This is a genomic window from Corynebacterium tuingiense (assembly GCF_046718165.1).
Classification (GTDB): domain Bacteria; phylum Actinomycetota; class Actinomycetes; order Mycobacteriales; family Mycobacteriaceae; genus Corynebacterium.
In genome coordinates this window covers 809,801-833,483 of sequence record NZ_CP177101.1, presented here as the reverse complement: position 1 = coordinate 833,483, position 23,683 = coordinate 809,801, and the positions used below count along the sequence as shown (strand labels likewise).

The window sequence follows — 23,683 nt, the reverse complement described above, 5'->3', positions numbered from 1 at the left end:
ACGCTATTATTCCTTCTGTCACCGCCAAGAATCAGGAGGGCGATCTCACACCACGGCCCAGAGGTGAGCTAATCCAGCAGGAATTCCTTCCACTTTGGCCACTCGGCATGGGTTTGCGCCTTGCCGGCTTGGTAATTCGCGCGCAGCTTATCCACGTTGCGCTCGGTGGAGGTCACCTGCATGTCTTCTGGGAAAAACAGCTGCGCCTTGCCCTGTCGCTCTAGCTCGAGGAGCCGGTCCTTGGCCGCGTTATAAATGGGTGGGCGGCCAATGAGGGCATCGGCAATAGCGGGGTACTTGCGGAAGATGCGGCGGGTAATCGCCGGGCGCGCTACCTCAGGGCGGACATACCCGCGCGGCTTGGAGCCGATGAAAAGGAATTTTTCGTAGCCAGCCTCTTCCGCCTGCTCGATGGTAATGCCACCGGACGAGCCCAAGGCGCCGTCCACATAGGGCGAGCCATCGATGATGCGGATGGGCATAAGCAGCGGCAGCGTAGAGGAGGCGCGCACCCGCACATACAAGTCTTCCGGTTCTTTCACTTCATCGCGGGTCCAAAACACGGATTCGCCGGTATCGGCCCGGGCGGCGGCGAGTACCATATCCGCTGGATGCTTGCGGTACGCTTCCCAGTCAAAAGGCATATCCTTATCCGCGGAACGCTCATAAATATATTCCGCATTGAAATAGCCATTGCCGCGCACCAGCGAGCCCACGCCACCGAAGCTGGGGTTATTGACAAAATCCGTGAAGGATTCCTCCGCGCGCTTGGCATCGTGCGAGAGGTAATTGACTGTGTGGGAGGCGCCGGCAGATACCCCGCCTACCCATCCAAAGGTGACGTTTTCTTGGATGAGTTTGACTATGCAGGCGGCGGTATAGGAATTGCGCATTCCGCCGCCTTCGATAACAAGGGCGGTATTGCTGGCATCAATCATGGTCTCCCATAATACGCGCGGCGATGTTACTGCGGTCAACCCCGCTTCCTAGCTACGCGGCTAAACTAAAGGGTTATGGGACTATTGGACGCTCTTGCCAAGCTCACCGGGAATGGGGCGCCGCACTTGGCGCGGCCCGATTCCGCGGCGACGACCATGCAGGTGGACCGGTTGGATATTAGGACCGCCGACCAGCTGATCATCATTATCACCGGTCAGCAGGGCGCGCGGGCCCTTGCCGAACTCGCCGGCTCGCGCGAGTCCGCAACCCTTATCTCCCCCACCACCACGGCGCATTTTCCCGCCTTAACGAAGGATGCGCTGCCGGTCAAAGACCCCAAACACGGCTGGATCATCCCCATCACGCCGTCGCTGGCGAGCGCGCTTTCTCAGGCAGAGATTGCAGGTGCTCCGCTTGCCGATGCCCCCATCTCCGGCGAGTACGAGCTTTCCCCCAGCCTCGCGGTGGTGGTGGAATAATGCCTATTTATCCTTTCCAGGGCAAGCGACCGCGCATCCACCGCAGCGCTTGGATCGCACCGAATGCCACCATCATTGGTGATGTGGAAATCGGCTCGGATTCTTCCGTCTTTTATGGCTGCGTGCTGCGCGGGGATGTCGGCCCAATCCGCATTGGCAGCCGGTGCAATGTTCAGGACAATAGCGTTATCCACGTGGAGCGGGAGGCGCCGTGCATCCTTGAAGACGATGTCACGGTAGGCCACATGGCCATGCTCCACGGCACCCATGTGGGCGCTGGCAGCCTGGTGGGCATGTCCGCTACCCTGCTATCTCGCTCCACCATCGGGCCCGGTTCGCTCATCGCAGCCGGCGCACTGGTGCGCGAGGGTGCGGATATCCCGGCGCGTTCCTTGGCCGCCGGCGTCCCGGCCACCGTGCGCCGCGAGCTTTCCGCCGAGCAGTCCGCGGCGTTTATCCCGCACGCCGCGCGCTACGTGGAACTTGCACAGCAGCAGTCTGGCTCTGAGCTCGCGCTTGATGATGTCTACTTTGACTAGCGCATCCCTATAGGTTCACGACGCCCATAATGATGAGGAAGGCGGCAACGACATAGCCGCTGATGAGCGCAACCCGCGTGCTGTTTTCGCGCGCCGCTGCAAAGACACGACCAGCAGCTGAGTCTGGGTGGGCGCGCACCACGGCGATGAAGAGGCCGCACACCACCGGCAGGGAAAGCGCCAGGGTGGCGTACCACAAGAGGCCGCCGTATTGGCCGGCGAGCGACAAATCCTCGGTGGCCAAGAACATGAGGCCGAAATAAAACGGCACGGAGGTCAGCGATTGCACTACGCCCATCACAAACCCGATAAGCACGGTGGTGATGGAAGGCCTGCGCAGTGGTTGCAGCATGCGCCCGATCAAGGCATTGGGTTTTCCTTGGGAATGCCAGGCGGCGAAGGCCAGGGCGATACCGACGATGATGAGGATGCCGCCGGCAATTGGTGACTCCAAGATGGCCGCTATCTGTTCGCGCACGCCCAAAAGCACGAACATGACCACGGCCGCGGCGGTAAGAACTCCCAACCAATCTCCCAGGATGACTAGGCCGGCAATCCAGCGGTACTTCCCGCGCGGGAGCATGATGCCGATGGCTACAAGGATGCCAATGAGCAAAGCATTGACCGAATCCAAGAGGGCGAAACTTACCGCGTGAATCATGCGCGATAGTCTACCTATCCTTCGCGCCACCCTGTGCACTCTGGGCAGGCCTGGGTTATAGGTCACATTATTACGACACTATGCCCACCTGCACCTTACTTTGCACCATTTCCGCAAGATTGCATAGACTATGCACGAATTTAGAAGCAGCGCCCACTCTCTCACTCATTAAGGAGCTCACCCCATGTCCAGATTCCTCTACCGGCTGGGAAGCTGGTCATACCGCACGGTATGGCCCTTCCTCGCTTTCTGGCTCATCGTCTTGGTGGCGATGGTCGGCCTCACCGCCGGCTTTGCCAAAACCCCGAACCCCAACTTCGCCATGCCGGAGATGGACTCCACCACCACTCAAGAAGAGATGATGGAGCACTTCGATCAAGATACCGATGCCATGAGCGCCCCAGAGGGCACCGTGGTCATCCAGGCCCCTGCGGGCAAGGAGCTAAGCGATGATGTCGTTGCCGGGGACATCGACAAGCTGCTCCAAGATCTCAAGGACACCGGTGCGCTGAAGAACGAGGATGAGTTGGTCAGCCCGGTCCTCGCCGCCGCTGGCATGGAAAAGCAAATGGGCGAGCAGATGCGGGCCCAAGGCATGCCCGAAGAGCAGGTTGCGAAGAACCTGCAGCAGCTTTCTCCGCTGAGCGAGGATAAGACCACCGGCACCGTCACCATCGCCTTCGATGCCGCTGATGTCATGGACATCAACGATGACGATATGACTGCGGTAACGGATGTCCTGCACGAGCATGACGGCGAAGGCCTCTCCGTTAAGTACCAGGGCAATGCCTTTGCGATGGCCGAGGCCGGCATGAATGGCAGCGCCGAACTTATCGGCATGGTGGTTGCCGCCATCGTGTTGCTGGTGACCTTCGGTTCCTTCGTAGCTGCCGGCATGCCGCTGATTTCCGCCGTCATCGGCGTGGGCATCGGCATTCTCGGCGTGCAGCTGGCCACCATTTTTACCGATACCGTCTCCGATATGACCCCGACGCTGGCCTCCATGATCGGCCTCGCCGTGGGCATCGACTACGCCCTGTTCATTGTCAACCGCTTCCGCAATGAGCTCATCACTTCCTCGGGCCTGAATAACCTGACGCCAAAGGAACTGGCCAAGGAGCTGAAGAAGATGGATAAAGGCACCCGCGCTCACGCCATGGGCATGGCGCTGGGCACCGCCGGCGGCTCCGTCGTCTTCGCCGGTACCACGGTGGTCATCGCCCTAGCAGCCCTGACCATTATCGGCATCCCATTCCTGTCCACCATGGCTATCGCCGCCGCGGGCACCGTGGTAATCGCCGTGCTAGTGGCCAATACCTTTATCCCCGCCGTGCTGGGCCTGCTGGGCACCAAGATCTTCGCCGGTCGCGTGCCCGGCCCCAAGGTTCCGGACCCCGAGGACGAGAAGCCAACCATGGGCCTGCGTTGGGTCCGCCGCGTGCGCGCCCACCCGTGGCTGCACCTCGGCGTAGGCGTCATCGTGCTTGCCATCCTGGCCATCCCGTTTGCGAATATGCGCCTGGCCATGCCTACCGATGGCTCCGCTAAACCCGGCACCCCACAGCGCGAGGCCTACGAGATGTCCGAGGAGGCCTTTGGCCCAGGCCGCAATGCCCCGATGATCGCCTTTGTCAATGTGGAAGACGTCTCCGAACAAGACCGCATGCCGGCCTTCCAGGATCTCCTCCACAAGTTCAACGACACCGAGGGTGTAGAAAACGCCCAAATCATCCAGACCACGGACAATGGCGATGCCGCCCAGATCATGATCACGCCGACCACCGGCGCAACCGATGAGAAAACCACCGAAACCTTGGAGCGCCTGCGCGAGTACCAGGGCGAGTTTTCTAAGGACGGCGGCTCCTACGGCATTACCGGCATCACCCCGATCTTTGACGATATTTCTGAGCGCCTGAGTAGCGTGCTCGTGCCGTATGTTGCCATCGTCTTGGGCCTTGCCTTCATTGTCTTGATGCTGGTATTCCGCTCCATTTGGGTTCCACTCATTGCGGCCGCGGGCTACGGGCTTTCCGTAGCCGCCACCTTCGGCATCACCGTTGGCATCTGGCAAGAGGGCATGTTCGGCCTCGTCAACGACCCGCAGCCGCTGCTATCCTTCCTGCCCATCATGCTCATCGGCCTGACCTTTGGCCTGGCCATGGACTACCAGGTCTTCCTGGTCACCCGCATGCGCGAGGGCTACGTCAGCGGTAAGACCGCCGCCAACGCGACCTCGAATGGCTTTAAGCACGGCGCGCGCGTGGTCACGGCAGCAGCACTCATCATGATTTCGGTCTTCGCAGCCTTCATCTTGATGGACGAGCCATTTATTAAGACCATGGGCTTTGCCCTGGCTATGGGCGTGCTTATCGATGCCTTTATTATCCGCATGATGGTCATCCCCGCCACCATGTTCCTCTTAGGAGACAAAGCGTGGTGGTTCCCCCAAGTGGTTGAATAAGATCGTGCCTAATATGGATATCGAGGGCGAAGCCCTGCACAAGGAGCGCGAGACACTCATGCGCTTTCAGCACGACAAGGTAGGAAAGGTTCATCGTGACTAGTTTGCGCGAATCCAAGAAGCGAGCAACGCGCCAGGCCATGTCTGATGCCGCGGCCCGCCTCGCCTTGGACGGCGGCGCTGAGGCGGTCACGGTCTCGGGTATTACCAGCGCCGTCGGGGTCTCCCCGCGCACATTCCACAATTATTTTTCATCCGTGGCGGATTCCCTCTTGCACTACACCGCGGATGTCCTCGAGGCATTCGCTGAGGATATCCCCACCGCATTTCCCGGCGAGTCCATCTCTTCGGTCTTGGAATTAACGCTCATTGATGCCCTCGACAACGAATACATGGAGCTGCGCTCGCTGCACAGCCTGTTCAAAATTGGTGAGGCGATGGAAAACCTCAGCCACACCGCCGAGGAAAAGAAGAAATTCGATCGCGTGACACACCGTGTCATCGTTGCCTTTCAAGATCGCTACCCCGAATATTCGGCCTTTGAGCTCACCGTCATCTTGAACGCGTGCGGCAGCACCGGCAATGCCTGCCAGCAAGAGCTGAAAAGGCGCTGCGAAGGCGGCAATCCCCCTAGCAAGCAGGAACGCGACGAGTTGGTGCACCACGCCTTTGCCACCCTGCGCGGCCTTGCCTGAGGTTTCAGTATCCTCGTAAGCAATTATGGATACTTCGAATTCGCTTGCCCAGGCCACCCGCGATGCCTGCTTTATTCAGGCGGGCCTTGATGCCGCCTTCCGGGCCCGCCTGGGCGATACCACCGACGTGGAATTTAATTTCCTCACCCCCTCGACGGATGCCGAGGGCCGTCTCACCCGCAATCAGCCCGTAGAAATCCGCTGCAGCTCGTCCTCCAGCGTCAAAGACTTCCGGGGCACGCGCATCGCCGTCATCGATCGCGCCGATTCGCCCACCTGGCGGTGGGCAATGCAGGCGGAAACCGATCTGCCACAGGGCGGGGATGACCCGGCGAAGTTTATCCCCCTCGCCCGCCTCTTGGCCGGCAATGCCCCGGTGCTGCGGGCGCGGCAAGGCGATCACGAGGCGATCATCGCCGTGGATTTCCATCCGCGGCTTGACTTTCCCACCAGCATTGCCGCGGGGCTTCGCCGCAGCTCGCCAGATACTGATGAACGGCGCGCGGTGCACGAACTCGCCCACCACTTGGGCATTACGGTCGCGGAATCTGCCGCGGATGCTGCTACGGAGACCGCCGAGCATTTCTCCGAAGGAACGACGCTGCATTTTTCTAGCGCGTTGGGCGCTCCCCAAATCACGGCCATCGAGCCGGGCATGAAGGATACCCGCATCATCGAGGATGCCTTTTATTACGGTATGGAGCACCAGATGTACTTCCAGGGCAATTTCCCCGAGTCCACGGTGCACCTCAATGCGGACGAGGCTACGGCGGAAATCCGCTATTCCGGCGGGAAATCCGAGGCCATGGCGGTACTCATCGCCACCATTTCGGAGGAACAATTCCTGTGGGCGTGGGCCGATCCCGCGGTCAAGGACACCGCGGCCGCGCAGGCCGCCGCGAACCTGTACCGCTTCGGCATCGATCACCAAGTCCCAGCCTTGATCAGGCCCGCGCTGCCCTTGGACTACGCGCGCGCCCGGCAGGTACCGCAGCTAGCCCTGCCCATCCTGGGCATGTGGACGCTGGTGGGCACCACGCTTGCCGATGGCCGCGTCGGCCTCGTCCTCCTCGATTCCGAAGCCCTGCATTTACCGCAACCTACCTCCGCGGCCACGGAGGCCACGCTGGCGGCTACCCCACCCCGAGAGATCAATGAGGCGCAGGCCCGATCGGCCTACGCCTCTTTCCGCGGGATTAGCCTTTAACTAATACGTCACGGATAGCGTCTACATCCACCTCCGCGACGCTTGCGGGGTTAAATGCCGCGTCATTGGATTTATCCACCAATACCGCGCGCACGCCATCGGAAAAGTCATCGCGGCGATACATATAAGCGCCGAGTTTCTTTTCCAGCTCGAGGGCATCGCGAATGCTCGAGCACTGCGCCTCTGCCCGGTAGAGCTCCAGCGCGGCCACGATGGAGGTTGGGCAGGCCTGCACGGTGAGCTTTTCTACCAGCTCCTTTAGTTCCGGGTATTCCTCTGCGGCCGCGGTGATGTCCTGCCAGGAATCGTGGCGGAAGCTAGCCTCGATTCCCCCGATGAGCTCCGCAAGCGGGGCCTCGTCTTCCGGCTGCACGGAGTGCTGTTCCAGCGCGGCATCAATGCCTTTGTCAATGACGTCGTTGGCAAAGGCATCGCCGTCTTTGACGTAGTCCGTGGCCAGCCCGCTCCATACGAGGTCTGCGGCGTACATGCGGTAGCCGGTAATGCCCCAGAACTTCGCGAGCTCTGGCGAAGCCTTGCCGCGCGTGCCCACGGCATTTTGGGAGGCATAGGCCATGCCCACATCCGTGACGTAGCCGATATTCATCTCCGGCATGGAGGCGAAGGTCTTATCCGTGACCACGCAGTGCGAGCCGTGCGCGGACACACCCAGCCCGCCGCCCATAGCGATGCCATCGACCAGCGCGATGACCGGCTTGGGGTATTCCGCAATATCCCCGTTGAGGGTGTATTCCGAGGCAAAGAAGTCATCCACCTCGTCGTAGTTGCCGTCGACGATGCCATCGCGGGCCAGGCGGACATCGCCGCCCGCGCAATAGGCCTTGGGGTTGGTAGAGGTCAAAAGGACCTGCTCTACCTCGTCATCACCCCGCCACTTATCCAAGGCAGCGGCGATGAGATCGATCATTTCTGGGCTCAGGGAGTTGAGAGCCTTTGGGCGGTTGAGCTCAATGACTCCGGTATGGTTGCGGATTGAGGACACGATAGGTGCATCATTAGTCATATCCTCTATTGTGACACACAACTCATGTACCTAGCTACCGTTTGCGACTTCACAGATAGGTCTTAATCTTGCTTCCACAGCTTATCGCCCTAGACATGGACGGCACCCTACTCGATGGAAACGGCGACTTGCCGCCAGGATTCGCGGCGACCAGCGAGCGTGCAACCGAGCTTGACGTCACCCTCGTTCCGGCATCGGGGCGCCAGCTCGCCACCCTGCAAGAGATGTTTCCCCATGAAGAGACCTTTATTGCAGAAAATGGCTCCGTGGTTGTGCACAATAACGAGCTACTGAGCACCACGCCCCTGCCGTCATCGGCCGTCCACGCTGCGGTAACCGCGCTCGACGCGGTAGCCCAACCCCACACCGTGGTGCTGTGCACGCCGGCTACGGCGTTTGTGGAAAGGGGCATCGACAAGCAAGCCTCCGCCGAGATCTCTAAATACTATAAATCCATCACCTGGGTGGATGACCTGCACGATCCGCTCGATGAAGAAATTATCAAAATCGCGGCCTTCTGCGCCGATGGTAGCGAGAAACACCTCCACGATCCGCTGCGCGAGGCTGTACCCGAACATAATATTGCGGTATCTGGGGCGGTGTGGCTCGATGTGATGGCGGCCGGGGTCAATAAGGGCGTGGCGCTAGAAACCATGGCGTCGCTGCTAGGTATCCCCCAATCCCGCACCGCGGCGTTTGGAGACTTCCTCAACGATTTCGAACTACTCCAGGCCGCTGGAACCGCCATTGCGATGGACAATGCGCACCCTAAACTCAAGGCCATCGCAGATACCATCGCGCCGCCCAATACCGAGTATGGGGTGCTGACAGTGCTTAATCAGCTTTTTGCCAGCGAACAGGATTAGACTCTTTTCTTTCACCATCTATCCGTTAAATTTTGCCAATTTCCCGCGCCACGCCGTGCTCTCTACTTTGAGTAATGGCACTGCTCGCGGTCTAAAATTGGCCGATTAGTACATTTTCGTAGTGCAATGGGAGTTCATGTGAATCGTTTTCTGCGCTCGCTGCTGGGGAAGAAAGATTCCGAGCGTAATGAGGCCACGCCGCCGCCGACGCGGCAAAAAGATGGGCCTACAGGTGATTCCTCCACTGAGGCTTCCACACCTAATTCCAGCGCACCGGCCGAACCGAATGCGGAAAGCCACACTGATAATGGCGCGCGGAAGCAACAACAGGCTCCCCGCTCGAGTGGGCAAAACAGCAAGTCAACACCACAGTCCAAAGGCAAACAGGACAGTAAGAAAGCTGCACAAACAAAGCCTACGGACATCGACCGTGGTCTCGCGCGCCAGTCGCGCCAGATAGGTACGCCCACGCCGCAACAAAAGCAGGCTACCCGCGCTCAAAATGCGAAGGCTGCCAAATCCGCTCCGACTAAGGGCACTACCCAAAACAAACAGAACGGTTCCGCGCAGAAAAAAGCCGAAGCGAAAAAGCGCCAACCGATAAAGCCAGCCACGGCCAAAGGATCTAAGAAACCGCAGCAACCCGCGGCCGAGACGAAGGACTTCCCAGCGAGCCCCGCCGGTACGTCCAGCAGTCCTAGTACTTCCCGCCCTAAAAACTCCGCTAGCGCATCCCAGTCTTCCGGTGCTACTCGGTCTTCCGACGCCGCTCGGCCTTCGGGTACGGCTAAGCCTTCTGGCCCTGCAAAGCCTGCCGATGATTCGGCGAACGCCGCACAGGGAACCCCTGAATTTCCCACCCAGCAGTCTTGGCCCGCCCAAAAGCCCAAGCAACACACGCCTGAGCAAGCTAAGCCCAAACAGCACAAGCCTGAACAGCGCGCATCTAGTCGGCAGCGACCAGAGCAGCGCCAAACCGCACAAGAATCTGCCGCTGCCCAAGGGCCCGCCTCTGTCCAGGAGCCTGCCTCTGCGCAAGAACAAAAGACTAGGAACCCGGGTGGAGAAAAGACCGCACCCACGAGGGCCGCTCAGCCTCAGCGCATTCCTGCCGAAGAGAACGCGCGAGAACAACAGCCTGCAACCGATCACTCTGCAGAGAAGTCATCTTCGCAGGGCAAGCAGGGCGCCAATAAATCGAAATATGCCTTGCAGAATCAACAAAACGACTCTGAAGTACTAGCAATACCGCCAGAGGATAAAAACGTGCGCAAGAAGCGGCACGCGCGGCTACGCCAAGTCAAGGGCCTTGATGGCCTGCGCGGCCTAGCCGTTGTCGCTGTGGTCTTATACCACTTTTTCGGTGACGCCCTACCCGGCGGCTACTTGGGCGTGGACATGTTCTTCGTCCTCTCCGGCTTCCTTATTACATCGCTCCTCGTGCGCGAATACCGCACATCCGGGACGATTAGCCTGAAGGACTTTTGGGTCCGACGCTTTAGGCGCATCCTGCCGGCCGCCGTCGCCGTGCTCGTTTTCTGTACGGCAATCGTTGCGTGGATTGGCGGAGATTTGGCCGTCGGCCTGCGTCAGCAATTCTTCGGCACTCTGTTCTTTGTCAATAACTGGACACAGATTGCCACCTCGCAATCCTATTTTGCTGATAACGAGATCCAGGTATTCGCCCACTACTGGTCACTCGCCGTAGAAGAGCAGTTCTACCTCATTTGGCCGCTGCTCATGCTGGGTATTTTCCGCATCTCATCGCGCCAGCCGCGCCGCCTTCCAGTCGTGGTCGCCAGCGTGCTGGGGCTTGCCTCCTTCGCGGCCATGTGGTTTATCTTCACCCCAGGCGAAGATCCCACCCGCGTCTACTACGGCACGGATACCCACGCATTCGGCTTGTTGACCGGTGCAGTCCTCTCCTTGTTAATGACTTCTACGAAGTCCGATCCCAACGCGGATTCCTGGGCCACCACCGGCAAGGTAGAAACCCGCGCCGCCGGCATCATTGGCTTCTTGGCACTTATCGGCTACGTTGCGCAACTATTCCTCATGCCTGACGATGCCGAATTTACCTACCGCGGCGGACTCTTCCTCACCAGCATCCTTGGTGCCCTCATGGTGTGGGGTGTCATTCACGAGTACGGCCCGATGACGCCGCTATTTAGAACCAAAGTCATGCGATGGTTCGGTCAGCGTTCCTTCTCGCTGTACCTCTGGCACTGGCCGGTCATCATGATTTTGCAGGCGCTATTCCACGGCAATCAGAACTCTGAGGACTCCTGGATTCTAGGCTTGATCGCCATCCCCATCTCCCTGATCCTCTCAGAGATCTCTTATCAATTCATCGAGAACCCTTTCCGCCGCGGCGGGTACAAGAAGACGTGGAAGAACTACTGGGCCTCGCGCCCAAGCTTCAGCGAACTCAAGGATGGTTTTGGCAAGGCCATGTGGCCAGTGGTTCCATTCTTGGTTGTCGCCTCTCTGGTTGGTGTTGTCTACGGCGTGGTCAATTCCAGCGACAAGACCGAGTTGGAGCAGCAGCTCGACCAGCTCCAGCAGCAAAACGAAAGCAATAACCCACCTCCACCGGAGGCATCCGCGCCATCGACAGCATCGACTGAAGACGATAAAGACGGGGCGAAGGAAAAGGACGACGCCAAGACCCGCCCCATCCCGAAGGGAACGGACATTACCGCGATCGGTGATTCGGTGATGCTGGCGGCTAGTGATGCCCTCAGCCAACGGTTCCCTGGCATTTATATCGACGCCCAGGAATCCCGCCACTACACGGTGGGTATCCAAATCCTTCAGCAAATGAAGGATGCCGGTACGTTGCGCGATACCGTATTCTTGGGATTCGGTACCAACGGCGCCGCCCAGCCAAATCAAATCAGCCAGGCCATGGACATCATCGGCAAAGACCATACCGTGGTAATGGTGGTTCCCTACGGTGACCGCGAGTGGATGGCGCAGTCCCAGCAGGACGTCATCGACGCCGCCAAGGAATACGACAATGCCTATATCGCTGACTGGTGTGGCTACGCCGAAAATAATCCGGACATGCTCTACTCCGATGGCGTCCACCCGCTTCCCGAAGGCGCCACCGGCTATTCCGACGCCTTCTACGACGCTCTGAAGCAATATTCCAAATACGACAAGAGCGTGTCCTCACAATGCCAGGCTTAACGGAGAGCGCGGCGGTAGGCAGTTAGCGCATGTGCGCCGGCTTCCTACCTTGGCCCCACCCTCGCCCGCCCCTTCGCGCTCGCGGGGTGGTTCGATCTCACCGGGCGGGTTCCCCGCCCGTGACCGCGAAGGGCGGGGTTATAAGCTCCGACTCGTAGGTGAACGCATAAATGAAGACCGCACCCATGGTTCACATGAGTGCGGTCTTTAGTATAAGGCAGCGTAATTAATCGACGGCGAACTCGCCCATCTTGTCCCACCCGGTGCGTCCATCGATGTGGACGTTGATGATGTCTGGGGTCTCTACGAGGTACTTAGGAAATTCGTCGCAGGCGCGCTTGAAGTGCTCGCCCTGAACGTGCTCTACGTCCTTGCCATCTGCGTAGGACTCGAGCAGCAGGAAGCGCTGAGAGTCTTCCGGATCGCGGTACCACTTGAAGTCGATGCATCCAGGCTCGGCGTTGCAAGCCTCGGTGTACCAGTTGATCTCATCAAGGAAGGTATCGGCGTATTCAGGCTTTACGTGGAACTGTACGTTAATCAAAATCATGCCCCCGATTCTACCAATGATGTGTCCACTACGTCATGGCTGCTCTGCCATGCACGCGGACCTCGGAAGAATCGGGGGCAGGTTCCGCGGAAGCTAAGAACTAGTTGAGGAAGTACTCCGCGATGTAGATGAACTCGCCGTCAAAGGCGGTGGCGACGCCATAACCGTACTCAGGTCCGGGGGTTACCTCGAGGCCCCGGTTAAACCAGTTGAGGCGCTCCTGGGCTTGCTCTTCGGACAGACGGTAAACATTGCCCTGCCCTTCTTCAGTGTGGGTCACGCCGCTTGCCACATCGCCGTAGTACTTTAGCTCACCGTTTGCACCCTGGTTTGCCCATTCCTGCGCGATAGCGCTTGCGGTCTCATCCGGGTGGTGGCCAGCCTGGGCTAGGTGATCAGCGGTGGCTACCTGCAAGTCAGCGGCAACCTGCGGGGCTTCGAAGGCCTCAGGCTCCGGTGCGGCTTCAGCCGTAGGCGCTTCTTCCACTGCTACTTCTGGTTCAGCTTCGGGTGCGGCCTTTAGAACGCTCGGCAAAGTAACGTTGTATTTTTCAGCAAAGGTAGACACCTGCTGAACCTGCGGGACCGCGTTAAGCTCCGCAGAAGCCACTGCCGTGGTGCCGGACAGGGCGAGTACGGTGGTCAGGACTGCTGCGGTGGCGCTTCGAATCGGCTTCATAATTTTCAGCCTGTCATAACTTTTCAGAGGGCGAAAGCATATCGCCGGTTCCACCGCACTTCGATATGGCTTTGTTATAGAAACGGCGCTCTGTGAGTTCTCGGCTACCTCGCGGTAGTGAAGAAGCCTCCAGGAGGCCTAATAAATACCTACATCGAGTTCATCGAATTGCCGCTGCAGCTCCTCCGAATCAATGGAGCGGGCAACATCGGGCCCGGCGATGGCCGCAAAGCCATCGAGGACAGAGTTCCCGTAATTATGGCCCACACCATCGGGAACATCCTTGGCTCCGGGTAGATCCGCGGCAACTTGCAGGTAGGTAATAATAGGCATCCACTGCATCACGCGTTCACGGGAATAGGGGGTATCTTCTTTCATCCAATCCGGCTCTTTGAAGGCCAATTCGGGCGACCACCAGCTCACCGGATCGGAAGGATGCTGAATATACAGCATGCGGGTCCTGCCCCACTCCTCTTCCGGAACGCGTCCCCAGCGGCGAACCTGGTCCACGTCGTTGGCAAAGCGAACCACGAGGCCGCCGGCGTAGACCGGCGAGATTTCTGTGGACCCGGGATCACGGCGCTCCACAAACTGCGAGCGCAACTGGTTAAAGTGCGGCGGGCCAGTCAATAAGATGCCATCGACGGAATTGGCAATATCGCGCACCCCGGAAAAGGCGGCCTCGATGCCGGTTGTGCCTAAGGACTCGCCGTAGAGGTAGAGCTTGGGCCGGTCATCTTCTGGCAGTGAATTCCACCAGTCCACGATGGGGTTGATGAACTCTTCCCCGGCGCGCTCTACTTGGCCGCCGCCGCCAAGGAAGTGGAATACAGACGGCATGGCGGAATACTGCGCCGCGGCAATGGCGGTATCCCCACCATAGAGTAGTTCGAAGGCTTGCGCGGAATAGGACGATACCCAGCCGGTGCCGGTAGTCATGGTCAACAGGAGGGCCTTGCGGTCTTGGGCGTGGGTGCGCTCGAGTTCATCGATAAGCAGCTGCGCCCGCCCCTCATTGGAGTCGCGGTTACCCAGGCCGGCGTAGGCGCGGATGGGTTCCTTGGCGGGTTTCCCGGTCACCTGTTCTAGCTCGGCCTTATGCGCGCCGGAGCTTAGGAACCGGGAGCCTTGCAGGCCGACGCCGTGCCAATCGACATCGGAAGTAGGCGATCCGGAGCGCTCACTCAGGGTGGGGCGCTGAGTGTCCGGATCGGGGTCGGCGTTCTGGGCGGTAAATACCCTATCGCCCAAGCCCACGATGGCACCGGGAATGATGTTTTCAACGGTGTAGATAGCGATGACCGCAACGATGAGTACTGCCCCGAGGCGGCGGTATGTGGAGCGGAACCGCTGCGGGAAGCGCCGCGCTAACCAGCGCACCAGAAAGATAATGGAGCGCAGGATGAGCAGGAAGACGGTAAATACCGCCAGCGCCAGGGGCACTACCAGCAGGTAGCTGGACATAGACGGCGCGGGCACGGAATATACGCTCGCGAGCTCGTGCTGCCAGCGCACGGCGATAATGACGAAACCGACCAGCCAAGCTATGAACGCACCTGTGGCGATGCGCGCGAGCAGCCGGTAGTGTTTTGGCTCCCATGCGGAGGCGGCAAGCCAGGGATACTTATCCGCCCATTTGCTCACGACGAAGCGGTACCACACCAGCTTCACGCCGATGCCCACCACATAGCCGAACCCGGCGGCAAGGCCCGAAATCAGGCCTTGATAGGGCCAATCGCGGGGCAAAATGGACGGAGTAAGGCCCAGCGTAGACAAAATGGCGGCGCCGATAATGCCCCACGGATCGAGGTGGCGGACAATATCGGCGATGCGAGCTTCTACTGCTCGAGCTTCTCCCCTAACTCCAGCCATTCCATCTCCAAATCCTCATAGGCGCTGCGATTGTCCTTTAATTCCGTATCGAGGCGAGTCATCGCTTCGGTATCGACTTTTTCTGCCGCCGCGGCCAATTTCTCATTGATCTGCGCGGCGGATTTTTCCAGCTTCTGCATCTTCCGCTCAAGCGCGTTCATCTTCTTGGTGATTTCGCGCTCTTGCTGGGAAGAAAGCTTCTTTTCCGGCTTCGGCGCCGGCGCGCCCGTCTTCTTTTCTCCCAGGTTTATAACCCCTGTGTTCTTGCCGGCCTCGATTTCTTCGCGCTTGCGCAGGTACTCGTCGATGCCACCGGGAAGGTTCGTCAGGTTGCCATCCCCAAAGAGCGCATACGTATTATCCGCAATGCGCTCGATCAGGTAGCGATCGTGCGAAATGACCACCAGGGTACCCGGCCACGAATCGAGTAGGGATTCCAGTTCCTGGAGCGTATCGATATCCAGGTCGTTGGTGGGCTCATCGAGGAGTAAAACATTGGGTTCTGCCATGAGCACGCGGGTGAGCTGGAGGCGGCGGCGCTCGCCACCGGAAAGATCCCCGACCGGGGTGCGCTGGCGCTTGGCGGAAAAGCCGAGGCGCTCGGCCAGCTGAGAGGCGCTGAGCTCCTTTTTGCCTAGCTGCACGTAGGTGGCAACATCCTCGACGGCATCGAGAAGCCGCCGCTGCGGATCCAAGTCATCGAGTTCCTGGCGCAGCCAACCTAAGCGCACGGTTTGGCCCTCGATGCGCTTTCCGGCTGCGAGCTCGTATCCGCCAGCCAGTGTGCGCAGCAGCGTGGTCTTTCCGGAGCCATTAACACCCACGAGGCCGATGCGCTCGCCTGGGGCCAGGCGCCAAGTGAGGTGATCGACCAAGGTGCGGCCATCCGGGGACTTCACGGTGGCATCTTCTAGCTCGATGACCACGCGGCCCTGACGCTGCTTGGAAAAGGACATGAGCTCGACCTTGTTGCGCGGCTCGGGGACATCAGAAATCAGCGCTTCCGCAGCCTCAATCCGGTAGCGCGGTTTCGAGGTACGCGCCGGTGCCCCGCGGCGCAACCACGCCAATTCCTTGCGGGCTAAGTTTTTGCGGCGTTGCTCCATCGCATCGGCCTGGCGGGCGCGCTCGGCGCGGGCGAACGTCCAGTCGTTGTATCCGCCCTCATATGCATCGACCGTGCCGTCGTGGACCTCCCACGTCCACGTGGCAATGGTATCGAGGAACCAGCGATCGTGGGTGACCACGATGACGGCAAGGTTGCGCTTGAGCAGGTGATCCGCCAGCCACTGCACACCTTCCACGTCAAGGTGGTTCGTGGGCTCATCGAGCACCACCAGGTCTAAATCCTGCACCAACGCGGCCGCGAGGTTCACGCGGCGGCGCTCGCCACCGGACAGGGAGCTCACGGGAGTATCCAGCCCTAGGTCCACGATGCCGAGTCCACCGAGCACATCGCGCACCTTGGCATTGGAGGCCCATTCGTAGGTCTCGAGCTCGAGGGGTTCAATGATCGCCTGAGCGATGGTGAGCTCTTCGGGCAGATCAAAGCGCTGCGTCACCACGGCCATGCGCAGATCCGAGGTGTGGGAAACGCGGCCGGAATCTGGCGGCTCGATGCCGGTGAGCACCTCCAGCAGGGTGGTCTTGCCGCCGCCGTTGACGCCCACGATGCCGATGCGGTCCCCGGTTTGTACGCCGAGGGATACCCCATCAAGGAGAGTTTTTAAGCCATAGGACTTGGTGACTTGCTCGAGGTTAATCAGGTTTGCCATAACAGGGACTCATCTTAATACCTCCCTACCTCCACCCCCGCATTCCCAAACATGTTGCTACCGAATTTCACTTGCAATACTCTGCGTGTGTATGAAGAAGCACACACTTACCCTCTGCACTATCCTCTCTGCCTCAGCGCTCACCATCGCTTCCTGCTCGGCGCCGGAAGAAGACAGCGACGCCCAAAACACCAACGAAGCCACCACCGCGGAAAGCCACGAACACGAACACGAACATGACCACGATCATGATCACGAGGGCCACTCCCACGACGGCATGGAAGCCGAAGAAGGACAGACCGAGGTAGCCCAGCTTCCCACGCGCATCGTCTTCTCCCACGCCGATGGCCTGACCACCTACGATGCCAAATCCGGAGACGTCCTCGATAAAGAGAAGATGAATGCCTTCCTCCGCCTCAATGACGCCGGCGATGACCGCCACGTCATGGTGACCAAGGGCGATAACTTCCTCACCTACGACACCGGCCGCATCACCAAGGCTCACGGCGACCACAATCACTACTACACCGCAGATCCAGAGCTAGGCGATGACAAGATTAAGGCGCCCCACGCTGGCCACGTGGTCCACCACGATGGTTTTACCGCCCTATTTTCTGATGGGGATGGCGTAGCCAAGATTTATAAGACCGAGGACATCGGATCCAAGGATGCCAAGCCCGTTAACACCGTCAAGACGGGCGAGGGGCACCACGGCGTGGCCGTCCCGCTGGAGGATGGCTCCGTGGTCATCACCAAGGGCACCGAGGACGAGCGCCACACCATCCAGCACTTGGATAAGGACGGCAAGGTCTTGGATGAGACCACCGAGTGCCCCGGCGTCCACGGCGAAGCCGCCGCTGGAAATGGCAAGCTCTTCTTCGGTTGTGAAGACGGCCCCGTAGTCTTTGACGGCTCCAAGTTCCACAAGGTGGACGTTTCCGACTATGCCGGTGCCGATGGCTACCAGCGCTCCGGAAACTCCGCGGGATCCGAGGAATCCAATGTCATCTTGGCCGATAATAAGACTGAAAAGGACGCAGATTTTGAGCGCCCCACCTCGGTGTCCCTGATCAATACCGAGGACTACTCCGCCAAGGAGGTGGACTTGGACGGTTCCTACTGGTTCCGCTCCCTGGCGCGCGGACCTATGGGCGAGGCTCTGGTGCTGACCACCGACGGCAAGCTCAATGTCATCGACCCAGACTCCGGGGAAATCACCAAGAAGATCGACGCGATTTCCAAGTGGAAGGAAAACGAGGAATGGCAGCAGCCTGGCCCAATCCTGAAGGCCGCGAATGGCTATGCCTACATCACGGATGTGCAGAAGAAGGAACTCGTCGTCATCGACCTCCTGCGCGGTAAGGAAACCGACCGCTACGAGCTGGACTTCGAGCCCACCGAAATGGCCGTGCTCTAAGTCTCCAGCGCTCTAGTGCTCGTGCTTGGCGATGCCCCCCCCCTCCCCATCGCCCCAAGCTAGAGCACTTCTGCACCCGCAGCCGGGCCCTGGGCAACAACGCCCTTGGTGCCCGGTATTTCTATGCTTACCTGTGCTGCAACTTCCTCCGCGTCTTTGCGGGTAGCGCATAAGAACGCGCAGGTGGGACCGCTGCCGGAGACGATGCCGTTGAGCGCGCCCGCGTCCATGCCCGCCTCCAAGGTCTTACGGAGATCTGGGCGCAGGGATAGCGCGGCGGGTTGCAGATCATTGTGCAGGTGCGCCGCCACGCGCTGGGCATCGCCGGAAATTAGCGCTTGGGAAATCTCCGTCGTATCAAGCGCTGGCGCGGTGACCCGCCCCGCATCGCGCAATTCATCGAGCTTGCGGAACACGCTTGGCGTCGACAGCCCACGGTCAGAAGCGATCAGCGCCCAGTGATAGGTGCCCCTGGTCATCATGGAGGTCAGCTGCTCCCCGCGCCCGGTACCAAGCGCCGTGCCGCCCAGCAGGGTAAACGGTACGTCGGAGCCAAGGGCGGCGCCCAAGGCATCCAGAATGTGATCTCCTACCGAATCAATCCCGTAATAACGGCCGTAGCAGCGCTCGGCAAGCCGCAGCGCCGCCGCGGCATCCGCAGAGCCGCCCGCCATGCCGCCGGCGGTGGGAATTGCCTTGTTAATCTCAAGGCCCACCTCCGGAATCTTGATGCCACCGCGGGTGACATACAGATGCTGCATGATGCGGTCCACCGCGGTCCAAGCCAGGTTCGTGTCATCCTCGGGCACGCTCGCCGCGTGCGGACCGGATACCTTGAGGTACTGCACGCGGGGCTTATCCACTTCGGCGTTGCCTAAGTCAGTCAGCGTTACCGTATCGTGCAGGCTCAGGGACTGAAAGACCGTGACCAGCTCGTGAAAGCCATCCTCCCGCGGCTCCGCCACGCCAAGGTGCAGGTTGACCTTGGCGTGCGCATGCGCGGTATAGGTTATCGGCTCGCTTCCGTGTGGTGCGCTCACTGTAGTCCTGCCAATCGTACAAAGTCTGCAACAGCGAGCTTCTCCCCGCGCTGCTTCGGGTCGATTCCGGCCTCGCGCAGTGCCTCTTCGGCGGCCGCGCCGGAGCCGTAGTGGCCCGATAGCGCGGCGCGGAGGGTTTTGCGGCGTTGGGCAAAGGCGGCATCGACAAGCGGCCAGACCGCAGCGCGCGCGGCATCGTCAACCGGCCAAGGCGGGGTATCGAAGACATCGAGGCGCACCAAACCGGAGGCGATATTGGGCGCGGGCCAAAAGACATTCTTGCCTATGGTCCCAGCCTGGCTCACCGTGCCATAAAATCCGGCCTTCACGGAAGGCACGCCGTAAATTTTACTGCCGGGCTCCGCAGCGAGGCGCTGCGCCACCTCCAGCTGCACCATGACGAGCACGCGGCGGATGGAGGGAAAGGTCTCCAAAAAGTGCAAGAGCACCGGCACTGCCACGTTATAGGGCAGGTTGGCCACCAGCGCCGTAGGTGCCGCGACATCTTCGCTGGTCACGCGCAGCGCGTCCTTTTCCACCACGCGCAGGCGCTTAGCGTAGTCCGCCGCGCGCTCACTCACCGTTGCCGGCAGCTGCGCCGCCAGGCGCGGATCGATTTCCACCGCGGTGAGATCCTCAACGGATTCCACCAGCCCTAAGGTCAGCGACCCCAACCCGGGGCCGATCTCCACGACGCGGTCTGCGGGATCCAGGTCCGAGGCCGCGATGATGCGGCGAATGGTATTGGGATCGTGGAGGAAATTCTGCCCCAATTTCTTGGTGGGCGTGATATCCAGTTTCTCTGCTAAAGCTCGGATTTCTACTGGGCCTAAAAGCGCGGCGCCCGGGGAATCAGTCATGCTCTCTAACCTAGTTGAAGAATGCAGAAAGTCGCACCCCGCGCCGTGGTGACGCGGGGTGCGGTGCAAAATGCGCGGTGCTGCGGGTGCTTTTTATGTTTTTAGCGCAGGCCCAACTTAGAGGTACATGCAGGCCATGCGCCCCAGCCCTGGGAAGCCTGTACCTTCTGTGCCACGGCGATCTGCTGCTCGCGGGTGGCCTGCCATGCCTCGGGCGCGTATTCGGTGCCCCCAAAGCCAGCCCACGTGGAAGGCGTGAATTGCAGGCCGCCGGAGAAACCATTTCCGGTATTGATGGACCAGTTACCGGTGGACTCGCACTGCGCGATGGAATCCCATACGGAGCCATCGGCCACGGCGGGGGCTGACGCACCCGAGTTACCGCCTTGCGGCTCCGGCTCCGCCTGCTTGGTGCCGCGGGCGATGGTCGCAGGCTTTGGCCCTACAACGACCTCGTCCTTGATGACCTCTTCGGATTCCTTCTTGCCATTCTTCAGGGTTACCTTGCGGGTGATCTCGCGCTTGCCCTTTTCACCCTGCTCGCGCACCTCTTCGGCGCCAGCTTCCAGCTCAGGGTCATCCACGAAATGCGGCTCGGCGTCGAATTCCTCGGTGACATCCTCGGTCTGAATGTCTATCCGCTCAACCTTGATAGACATGCCCTCGGTGACCTTTTCTTCCTTGGCTGGGAAGACGCGGTCATCCTCATCGAGCTTGATACCGCGCTCCTTGAGCACATCGCCCACGGTCTTGGCGGCAATCTTGGTGTAGGTGTTCTTGCCCCCATCGTTGATCTTGATGATTTTGGGGGAAACGACCTCTAGATCCATGCCATCTTTCAGCTGGGTATCTTTATCCACGTCATCCTCGCCAGACTTCACGGCAGCTCCCGGGTTTACGCCCTGCAGGTTATTGAGCAGATCAGACACGGTGAGATCGGTAGTAGAAAGCTGCTGCTGTTCACCATCGATGGATACGGCGACCGGCTTGGCGGTGCGCACGGAGATCTCATCGCCATCGGCCACGGACTCAGATGGTGCGGGCGAGACGATGTCCTCTTCGCCCACCTGGACGCCGGCCGCCTGGAGGGCGCCGTCCACGTCTTTGGCAAAGGTGGCCAGCTCTACCTTGTCGCCGTTGACGTCTACGACCAGGTCTTTCTGCGCAGCAATCGCCACGACACCGCCTACAGCGAGGGTGCTCAATACGCCACCCGTTGCCAGGCGCAGCGGCAGGGAACGTGAATTATTAATGCGCTTAATGTGGTGAGGTGCCATGTGTAGTTAATCTCCGGTAGTGCTGTCTATCCAGTATCACAATTGTTGCCGCTGGCTAGGGAAAACCAGCGGCGATGCCGCGCTGCTCCACTGTGAACCGGCGCGGCGGGAAGGTAGAGGCGTAAAGCCTCAACGAACAATCAATAACAATACGATAACGAGTAGGGAAAGTCGAGAAGCGGTGCGCCACAGTTATAACGGGCGAAAACAGTTGTCACATCCAGCACCCATACCACCAGCGACCAGCGGATTTAATTTTATGACAATCCTCACTTTCCTGTCATGCTAATTCCATACACACGGTCAAAAGTCTCATTGACCTCCGCCGCCAATGCCTGAGTGGTTTGGTGGCGGGCCCGTGCAATGCAGTCATAGGTGTGCCCGATGAGGGACGGCTCATTGCGCTGCCCGCGGAACGGCTCTGGAGTCATAAACGGCGCATCGGTTTCTACAAGCAACTGCCCGGCCGGGGCCAGCGCGGCTGCCTGGCGCAGTTCCGCATTCCGCTTGAAGGTGACATTGCCAGCAAAGGACAAAACGTAGCCGCGCTCTAATGCTTCTTCTGCCACCCGCAGCGGCGAAGAGAAGCAGTGGAGCATGACGGTCTCAGGCGTGGGGGCATCGGCAAGAATGCGCAGCAAGTCTTGATCCGCCTCGCGGTTATGGATCATGAGCGTCTTGCCGGTGCGCACCGCCAGATCGATATGCCAGCGTAGGGATTCTTCCTGCTGGACCAAGCTCGCGGTGGTCTCCGGTTCGTGGTGGACCCAATAGGCGTCCATGCCGGTCTCTCCCACCGCCACGCACCGCGGATCCGCCACCATCTCCTCCAACGCGGCTTTGGTGGGCGCGTCTAGCTCATTCGCCCGCACCGGGTGGATGGCGCAGGCGGCGTAGACATTGGGAAATGCGCGCGCGGTGGCAAGAGCCGCTTCGGATTCGCGGCGGTCATCGCCTACCGTTACCAGGCGGGATACCCCGGCTGCGCGGGCGCGATTGACCAGCACCGCATCGGTATCTTTATGCGAGAAAAGGTGGGTATGCGCATCACTGAGCCCGCTGAGCCCTGGGGCCGGAATGGGAGTAGGACGTGGCTTCTTTTTAGACATACCCGCAATTGTAATATTGGCAGCTATGTTGATCAGACCAGCGGACCTGAGCGATGTCCCCGCCATAACCGATACCCTCAACTGGGCCATCGAGCACACCGATGTCATCTTTGATTCCACCCCAGTCACCGTGGCTGAACGCGAAGAACACCTGCGCCACATCCAGGAACTGGACTGTCCCTTCCTCGTTGCCGAAACCGACGAGGGCGAATACTTGGGCTGGGCGCTCTATCACCCCTACCGCGATCCCTGCATCTGGCAGGGCTGCTATGAAACCACGATTTACCTTTCCCCCAATGCCCAGGGCCAAGGCGTGGGCACCGCCCTTATGCGCGAGCTGGTAGACCGCGCCCGGGCGGATGACAAGGTGCATTCGCTGCTCGCCTTGATCGTGTCTACTAATACGGCATCATTAAAGTTGCATGAAAAGTTCGGGTTTGAAAACGTGGGAACTCTCAAAGAGGTAACCTACAAATTCGATCACTGGCTTAGCCTCACCCACTTAGAACTTCTGGTGTAAAGGACTTTTGATGCATATTCGCCCCGCCGAGCTTGCCGATGCCCCCTCCATTTCCGCCATCTACAATGCTGCCTCCGCCGCTAAACCGGCGAATAACCTCATTACCTGGCAAGAAGAGGTCTCTGACCGCGAAGATTGGCTGAAGGACATGTCCAAGGCGGGCTCGCCCGTGCTCGTTGCCGTAGACGATGATGAAATCATCGGCTGGGCCGCCTACTTTCAATTCGTCACGCCCGCCATCTATTACGGCACCGTCGAAGATTCCGTATACATCTCCCCCGTCGCCCAGGGCAAGGGCGTAGGCTCTGAGCTTCTCGATGCCCTCATGGACATTGCCGCCGACGATCCCTATATCGAAACCATGATTACCTACATCGTGGATACCAATGCCGGTTCCATTGCGCTGCACAAGAAATTTGGGTTCACAGAAACTGGCCGCATGCCCAATATCCACACCAAGGACGGCGTGCGCCTAGGCCTGGTTCACCTGCAGCGCGATTTCCAGCACTAGGCAGAACCTT

At 59.8% G+C, this 23,683-nt stretch carries 20 protein-coding genes and 1 pseudogene; 10 read left to right on the top strand and 11 right to left on the bottom strand.

Annotated elements, in window-relative coordinates; translation table 11 throughout:
* Positions 1-68: 68 nt before the first annotated feature.
* The gene (locus ACLI1T_RS04005) at positions 69-938 is read right to left on the bottom strand and encodes a patatin family protein (protein WP_349887211.1); all 870 of its coding nucleotides are present in this window, start codon (positions 936-938) and stop codon (positions 69-71) included.
* A 75-nt stretch (positions 939-1,013) separates the two neighbouring features.
* On the opposite strand from ACLI1T_RS04005, the gene ACLI1T_RS04000 reads away from it, so the two are divergent.
* Complete coding sequence (locus ACLI1T_RS04000) at positions 1,014-1,418, top strand: hypothetical protein (RefSeq protein ID WP_023026048.1); 405 nt, start codon at positions 1,014-1,016, stop codon at positions 1,416-1,418.
* A complete protein-coding gene (locus ACLI1T_RS03995) occupies positions 1,418-1,957 on the top strand; it encodes a gamma carbonic anhydrase family protein (RefSeq protein WP_349863034.1) in 540 nt (179 codons plus the stop codon). The genes ACLI1T_RS04000 and ACLI1T_RS03995 overlap by 1 nt, the downstream gene beginning before the upstream one ends.
* Before the next feature lie 7 nt (positions 1,958-1,964).
* Here the strand turns inward: ACLI1T_RS03995 and ACLI1T_RS03990 are convergent, their stop codons facing one another.
* Entirely contained in the window at positions 1,965-2,618 is a 654-nt protein-coding gene (locus ACLI1T_RS03990; RefSeq protein ID WP_349863033.1) for a hypothetical protein, read from the bottom strand.
* A gap of 184 nt (positions 2,619-2,802) precedes the next feature.
* On the opposite strand from ACLI1T_RS03990, the pseudogene ACLI1T_RS03985 reads away from it, so the two are divergent.
* The 3 genes and pseudogenes from ACLI1T_RS03985 to ACLI1T_RS03975 all read left to right on the top strand — a co-directional run bounded on the left by ACLI1T_RS03985 (position 2,803) and on the right by ACLI1T_RS03975 (position 6,981).
* Positions 2,803-5,182: pseudogene (locus tag ACLI1T_RS03985) on the top strand (MMPL family transporter).
* Entirely contained in the window at positions 5,175-5,774 is a 600-nt protein-coding gene (locus ACLI1T_RS03980; RefSeq protein WP_411703085.1) for a TetR/AcrR family transcriptional regulator, read from the top strand. The pseudogene ACLI1T_RS03985 and the gene ACLI1T_RS03980 overlap by 8 nt, the downstream one beginning before the upstream one ends.
* Positions 5,775-5,799: 25 nt before the next feature.
* Positions 5,800-6,981 carry a DUF6882 domain-containing protein gene (locus ACLI1T_RS03975; protein WP_411703084.1) on the top strand — a complete coding sequence of 394 codons (1,182 nt, stop codon included), beginning with the start codon at positions 5,800-5,802 and terminating at the stop codon, positions 6,979-6,981.
* Here ACLI1T_RS03975 and ACLI1T_RS03970 read toward each other — a convergent pair.
* Positions 6,971-8,005: a 3-hydroxyisobutyryl-CoA hydrolase gene (locus tag ACLI1T_RS03970; protein WP_411703083.1), complete on the bottom strand. Its 1,035-nt coding sequence runs from the start codon at positions 8,003-8,005 to the stop codon at positions 6,971-6,973. The genes ACLI1T_RS03975 and ACLI1T_RS03970 overlap by 11 nt on opposite strands.
* A 68-nt stretch (positions 8,006-8,073) precedes the next feature.
* On the opposite strand from ACLI1T_RS03970, the gene ACLI1T_RS03965 reads away from it, so the two are divergent.
* Together ACLI1T_RS03965 and ACLI1T_RS03960 are read left to right on the top strand one after the other, a co-directional pair.
* Positions 8,074-8,871, top strand: a complete 798-nt coding sequence (locus ACLI1T_RS03965) for an HAD family hydrolase (protein ID WP_349852458.1) — start codon at positions 8,074-8,076, stop codon at positions 8,869-8,871.
* Between the two features lie 138 nt (positions 8,872-9,009).
* A complete protein-coding gene (locus ACLI1T_RS03960; protein ID WP_411703082.1) occupies positions 9,010-12,063 on the top strand; it encodes an acyltransferase family protein in 3,054 nt (1,017 codons plus the stop codon).
* 226 nt (positions 12,064-12,289) lie between these two features.
* On the opposite strand, the gene ACLI1T_RS03955 is transcribed toward ACLI1T_RS03960, so the two are convergent.
* The 4 genes from ACLI1T_RS03955 to ACLI1T_RS03940 form a co-directional block, all read right to left on the bottom strand.
* Positions 12,290-12,613: a putative quinol monooxygenase gene (locus tag ACLI1T_RS03955; protein ID WP_005279956.1), complete on the bottom strand. Its 324-nt coding sequence runs from the start codon at positions 12,611-12,613 to the stop codon at positions 12,290-12,292.
* Between the two features lie 100 nt (positions 12,614-12,713).
* Positions 12,714-13,292, bottom strand: a complete 579-nt coding sequence (locus ACLI1T_RS03950; RefSeq protein WP_411703081.1) for a hypothetical protein — start codon at positions 13,290-13,292, stop codon at positions 12,714-12,716.
* A 138-nt stretch (positions 13,293-13,430) separates the two neighbouring features.
* The gene (locus tag ACLI1T_RS03945) at positions 13,431-15,164 is read right to left on the bottom strand and encodes an alpha/beta hydrolase (protein WP_349887221.1); all 1,734 of its coding nucleotides are present in this window, start codon (positions 15,162-15,164) and stop codon (positions 13,431-13,433) included.
* Positions 15,131-16,939 carry an ABC-F family ATP-binding cassette domain-containing protein gene (locus tag ACLI1T_RS03940; RefSeq protein ID WP_411703080.1) on the bottom strand — a complete coding sequence of 603 codons (1,809 nt, stop codon included), beginning with the start codon at positions 16,937-16,939 and terminating at the stop codon, positions 15,131-15,133. The genes ACLI1T_RS03945 and ACLI1T_RS03940 overlap by 34 nt, the downstream gene beginning before the upstream one ends.
* 91 nt (positions 16,940-17,030) lie before the next feature.
* Between ACLI1T_RS03940 and ACLI1T_RS03935 the strand changes: the two genes are divergently transcribed.
* Complete coding sequence (locus ACLI1T_RS03935) at positions 17,031-18,356, top strand: hypothetical protein (RefSeq protein WP_411703079.1); 1,326 nt, start codon at positions 17,031-17,033, stop codon at positions 18,354-18,356.
* A 59-nt stretch (positions 18,357-18,415) separates the two neighbouring features.
* Here ACLI1T_RS03935 and ACLI1T_RS03930 read toward each other — a convergent pair whose 3' ends face one another.
* The 4 genes from ACLI1T_RS03930 to ACLI1T_RS03915 form a co-directional block, all read right to left on the bottom strand.
* Positions 18,416-19,396, bottom strand: a complete 981-nt coding sequence (locus ACLI1T_RS03930; RefSeq protein ID WP_411703078.1) for a 4-(cytidine 5'-diphospho)-2-C-methyl-D-erythritol kinase — start codon at positions 19,394-19,396, stop codon at positions 18,416-18,418.
* The gene (gene rsmA / locus ACLI1T_RS03925) at positions 19,393-20,256 is read right to left on the bottom strand and encodes a 16S rRNA (adenine(1518)-N(6)/adenine(1519)-N(6))-dimethyltransferase RsmA (protein ID WP_411703077.1); all 864 of its coding nucleotides are present in this window, start codon (positions 20,254-20,256) and stop codon (positions 19,393-19,395) included. The genes ACLI1T_RS03930 and rsmA overlap by 4 nt, the downstream gene beginning before the upstream one ends.
* Positions 20,257-20,357: 101 nt before the next feature.
* Positions 20,358-21,533 (bottom strand): transglycosylase family protein, encoded by a 1,176-nt coding sequence (locus ACLI1T_RS03920; RefSeq protein ID WP_411703076.1) that lies wholly within the window; start codon positions 21,531-21,533, stop codon positions 20,358-20,360.
* A gap of 269 nt (positions 21,534-21,802) precedes the next feature.
* Positions 21,803-22,642, bottom strand: a complete 840-nt coding sequence (locus ACLI1T_RS03915) for a TatD family hydrolase (RefSeq protein ID WP_411703075.1) — start codon at positions 22,640-22,642, stop codon at positions 21,803-21,805.
* Positions 22,643-22,667: 25 nt separating this feature from the next.
* Between ACLI1T_RS03915 and ACLI1T_RS03910 the strand changes: the two genes are divergently transcribed.
* Complete coding sequence (locus ACLI1T_RS03910) at positions 22,668-23,162, top strand: N-acetyltransferase family protein (protein WP_411703074.1); 495 nt, start codon at positions 22,668-22,670, stop codon at positions 23,160-23,162.
* A 10-nt stretch (positions 23,163-23,172) separates the two neighbouring features.
* On the top strand, positions 23,173-23,673 hold the full coding sequence (locus ACLI1T_RS03905) for a GNAT family N-acetyltransferase (RefSeq protein WP_023026007.1): 501 nt from the start codon (positions 23,173-23,175) through the stop codon (positions 23,671-23,673).
* Positions 23,674-23,683: the final 10 nt, after the last annotated feature.

Bases quoted from the DNA above. Each gene is read 5' to 3' on its own strand.
- rsmA (WP_411703077.1), bottom strand. From the start codon at position 20,256: ATGACTGATTCCCCGGGCGCCGCGCTTTTAGGCCCAGTAGAAATCCGA.
- ACLI1T_RS03975 (WP_411703084.1), top strand. From the start codon at position 5,800: ATGGATACTTCGAATTCGCTTGCCCAGGCCACCCGCGATGCCTGCTTT.
- ACLI1T_RS03955 (WP_005279956.1), bottom strand. From the start codon at position 12,613: ATGATTTTGATTAACGTACAGTTCCACGTAAAGCCTGAATACGCCGAT.
- ACLI1T_RS03935 (WP_411703079.1), top strand. From the start codon at position 17,031: ATGAAGAAGCACACACTTACCCTCTGCACTATCCTCTCTGCCTCAGCG.
- ACLI1T_RS03905 (WP_023026007.1), top strand. From the start codon at position 23,173: ATGCATATTCGCCCCGCCGAGCTTGCCGATGCCCCCTCCATTTCCGCC.
- ACLI1T_RS03915 (WP_411703075.1), bottom strand. From the start codon at position 22,642: ATGTCTAAAAAGAAGCCACGTCCTACTCCCATTCCGGCCCCAGGGCTC.
- ACLI1T_RS03950 (WP_411703081.1), bottom strand. From the start codon at position 13,292: ATGAAGCCGATTCGAAGCGCCACCGCAGCAGTCCTGACCACCGTACTC.
- ACLI1T_RS03990 (WP_349863033.1), bottom strand. From the start codon at position 2,618: ATGATTCACGCGGTAAGTTTCGCCCTCTTGGATTCGGTCAATGCTTTG.
- ACLI1T_RS04000 (WP_023026048.1), top strand. From the start codon at position 1,014: ATGGGACTATTGGACGCTCTTGCCAAGCTCACCGGGAATGGGGCGCCG.
- ACLI1T_RS03995 (WP_349863034.1), top strand. From the start codon at position 1,418: ATGCCTATTTATCCTTTCCAGGGCAAGCGACCGCGCATCCACCGCAGC.
- ACLI1T_RS03920 (WP_411703076.1), bottom strand. From the start codon at position 21,533: ATGGCACCTCACCACATTAAGCGCATTAATAATTCACGTTCCCTGCCG.
- ACLI1T_RS04005 (WP_349887211.1), bottom strand. From the start codon at position 938: ATGATTGATGCCAGCAATACCGCCCTTGTTATCGAAGGCGGCGGAATG.
- ACLI1T_RS03970 (WP_411703083.1), bottom strand. From the start codon at position 8,005: ATGACTAATGATGCACCTATCGTGTCCTCAATCCGCAACCATACCGGA.
- ACLI1T_RS03945 (WP_349887221.1), bottom strand. From the start codon at position 15,164: ATGGCTGGAGTTAGGGGAGAAGCTCGAGCAGTAGAAGCTCGCATCGCC.
- ACLI1T_RS03940 (WP_411703080.1), bottom strand. From the start codon at position 16,939: ATGGCAAACCTGATTAACCTCGAGCAAGTCACCAAGTCCTATGGCTTA.
- ACLI1T_RS03910 (WP_411703074.1), top strand. From the start codon at position 22,668: ATGTTGATCAGACCAGCGGACCTGAGCGATGTCCCCGCCATAACCGAT.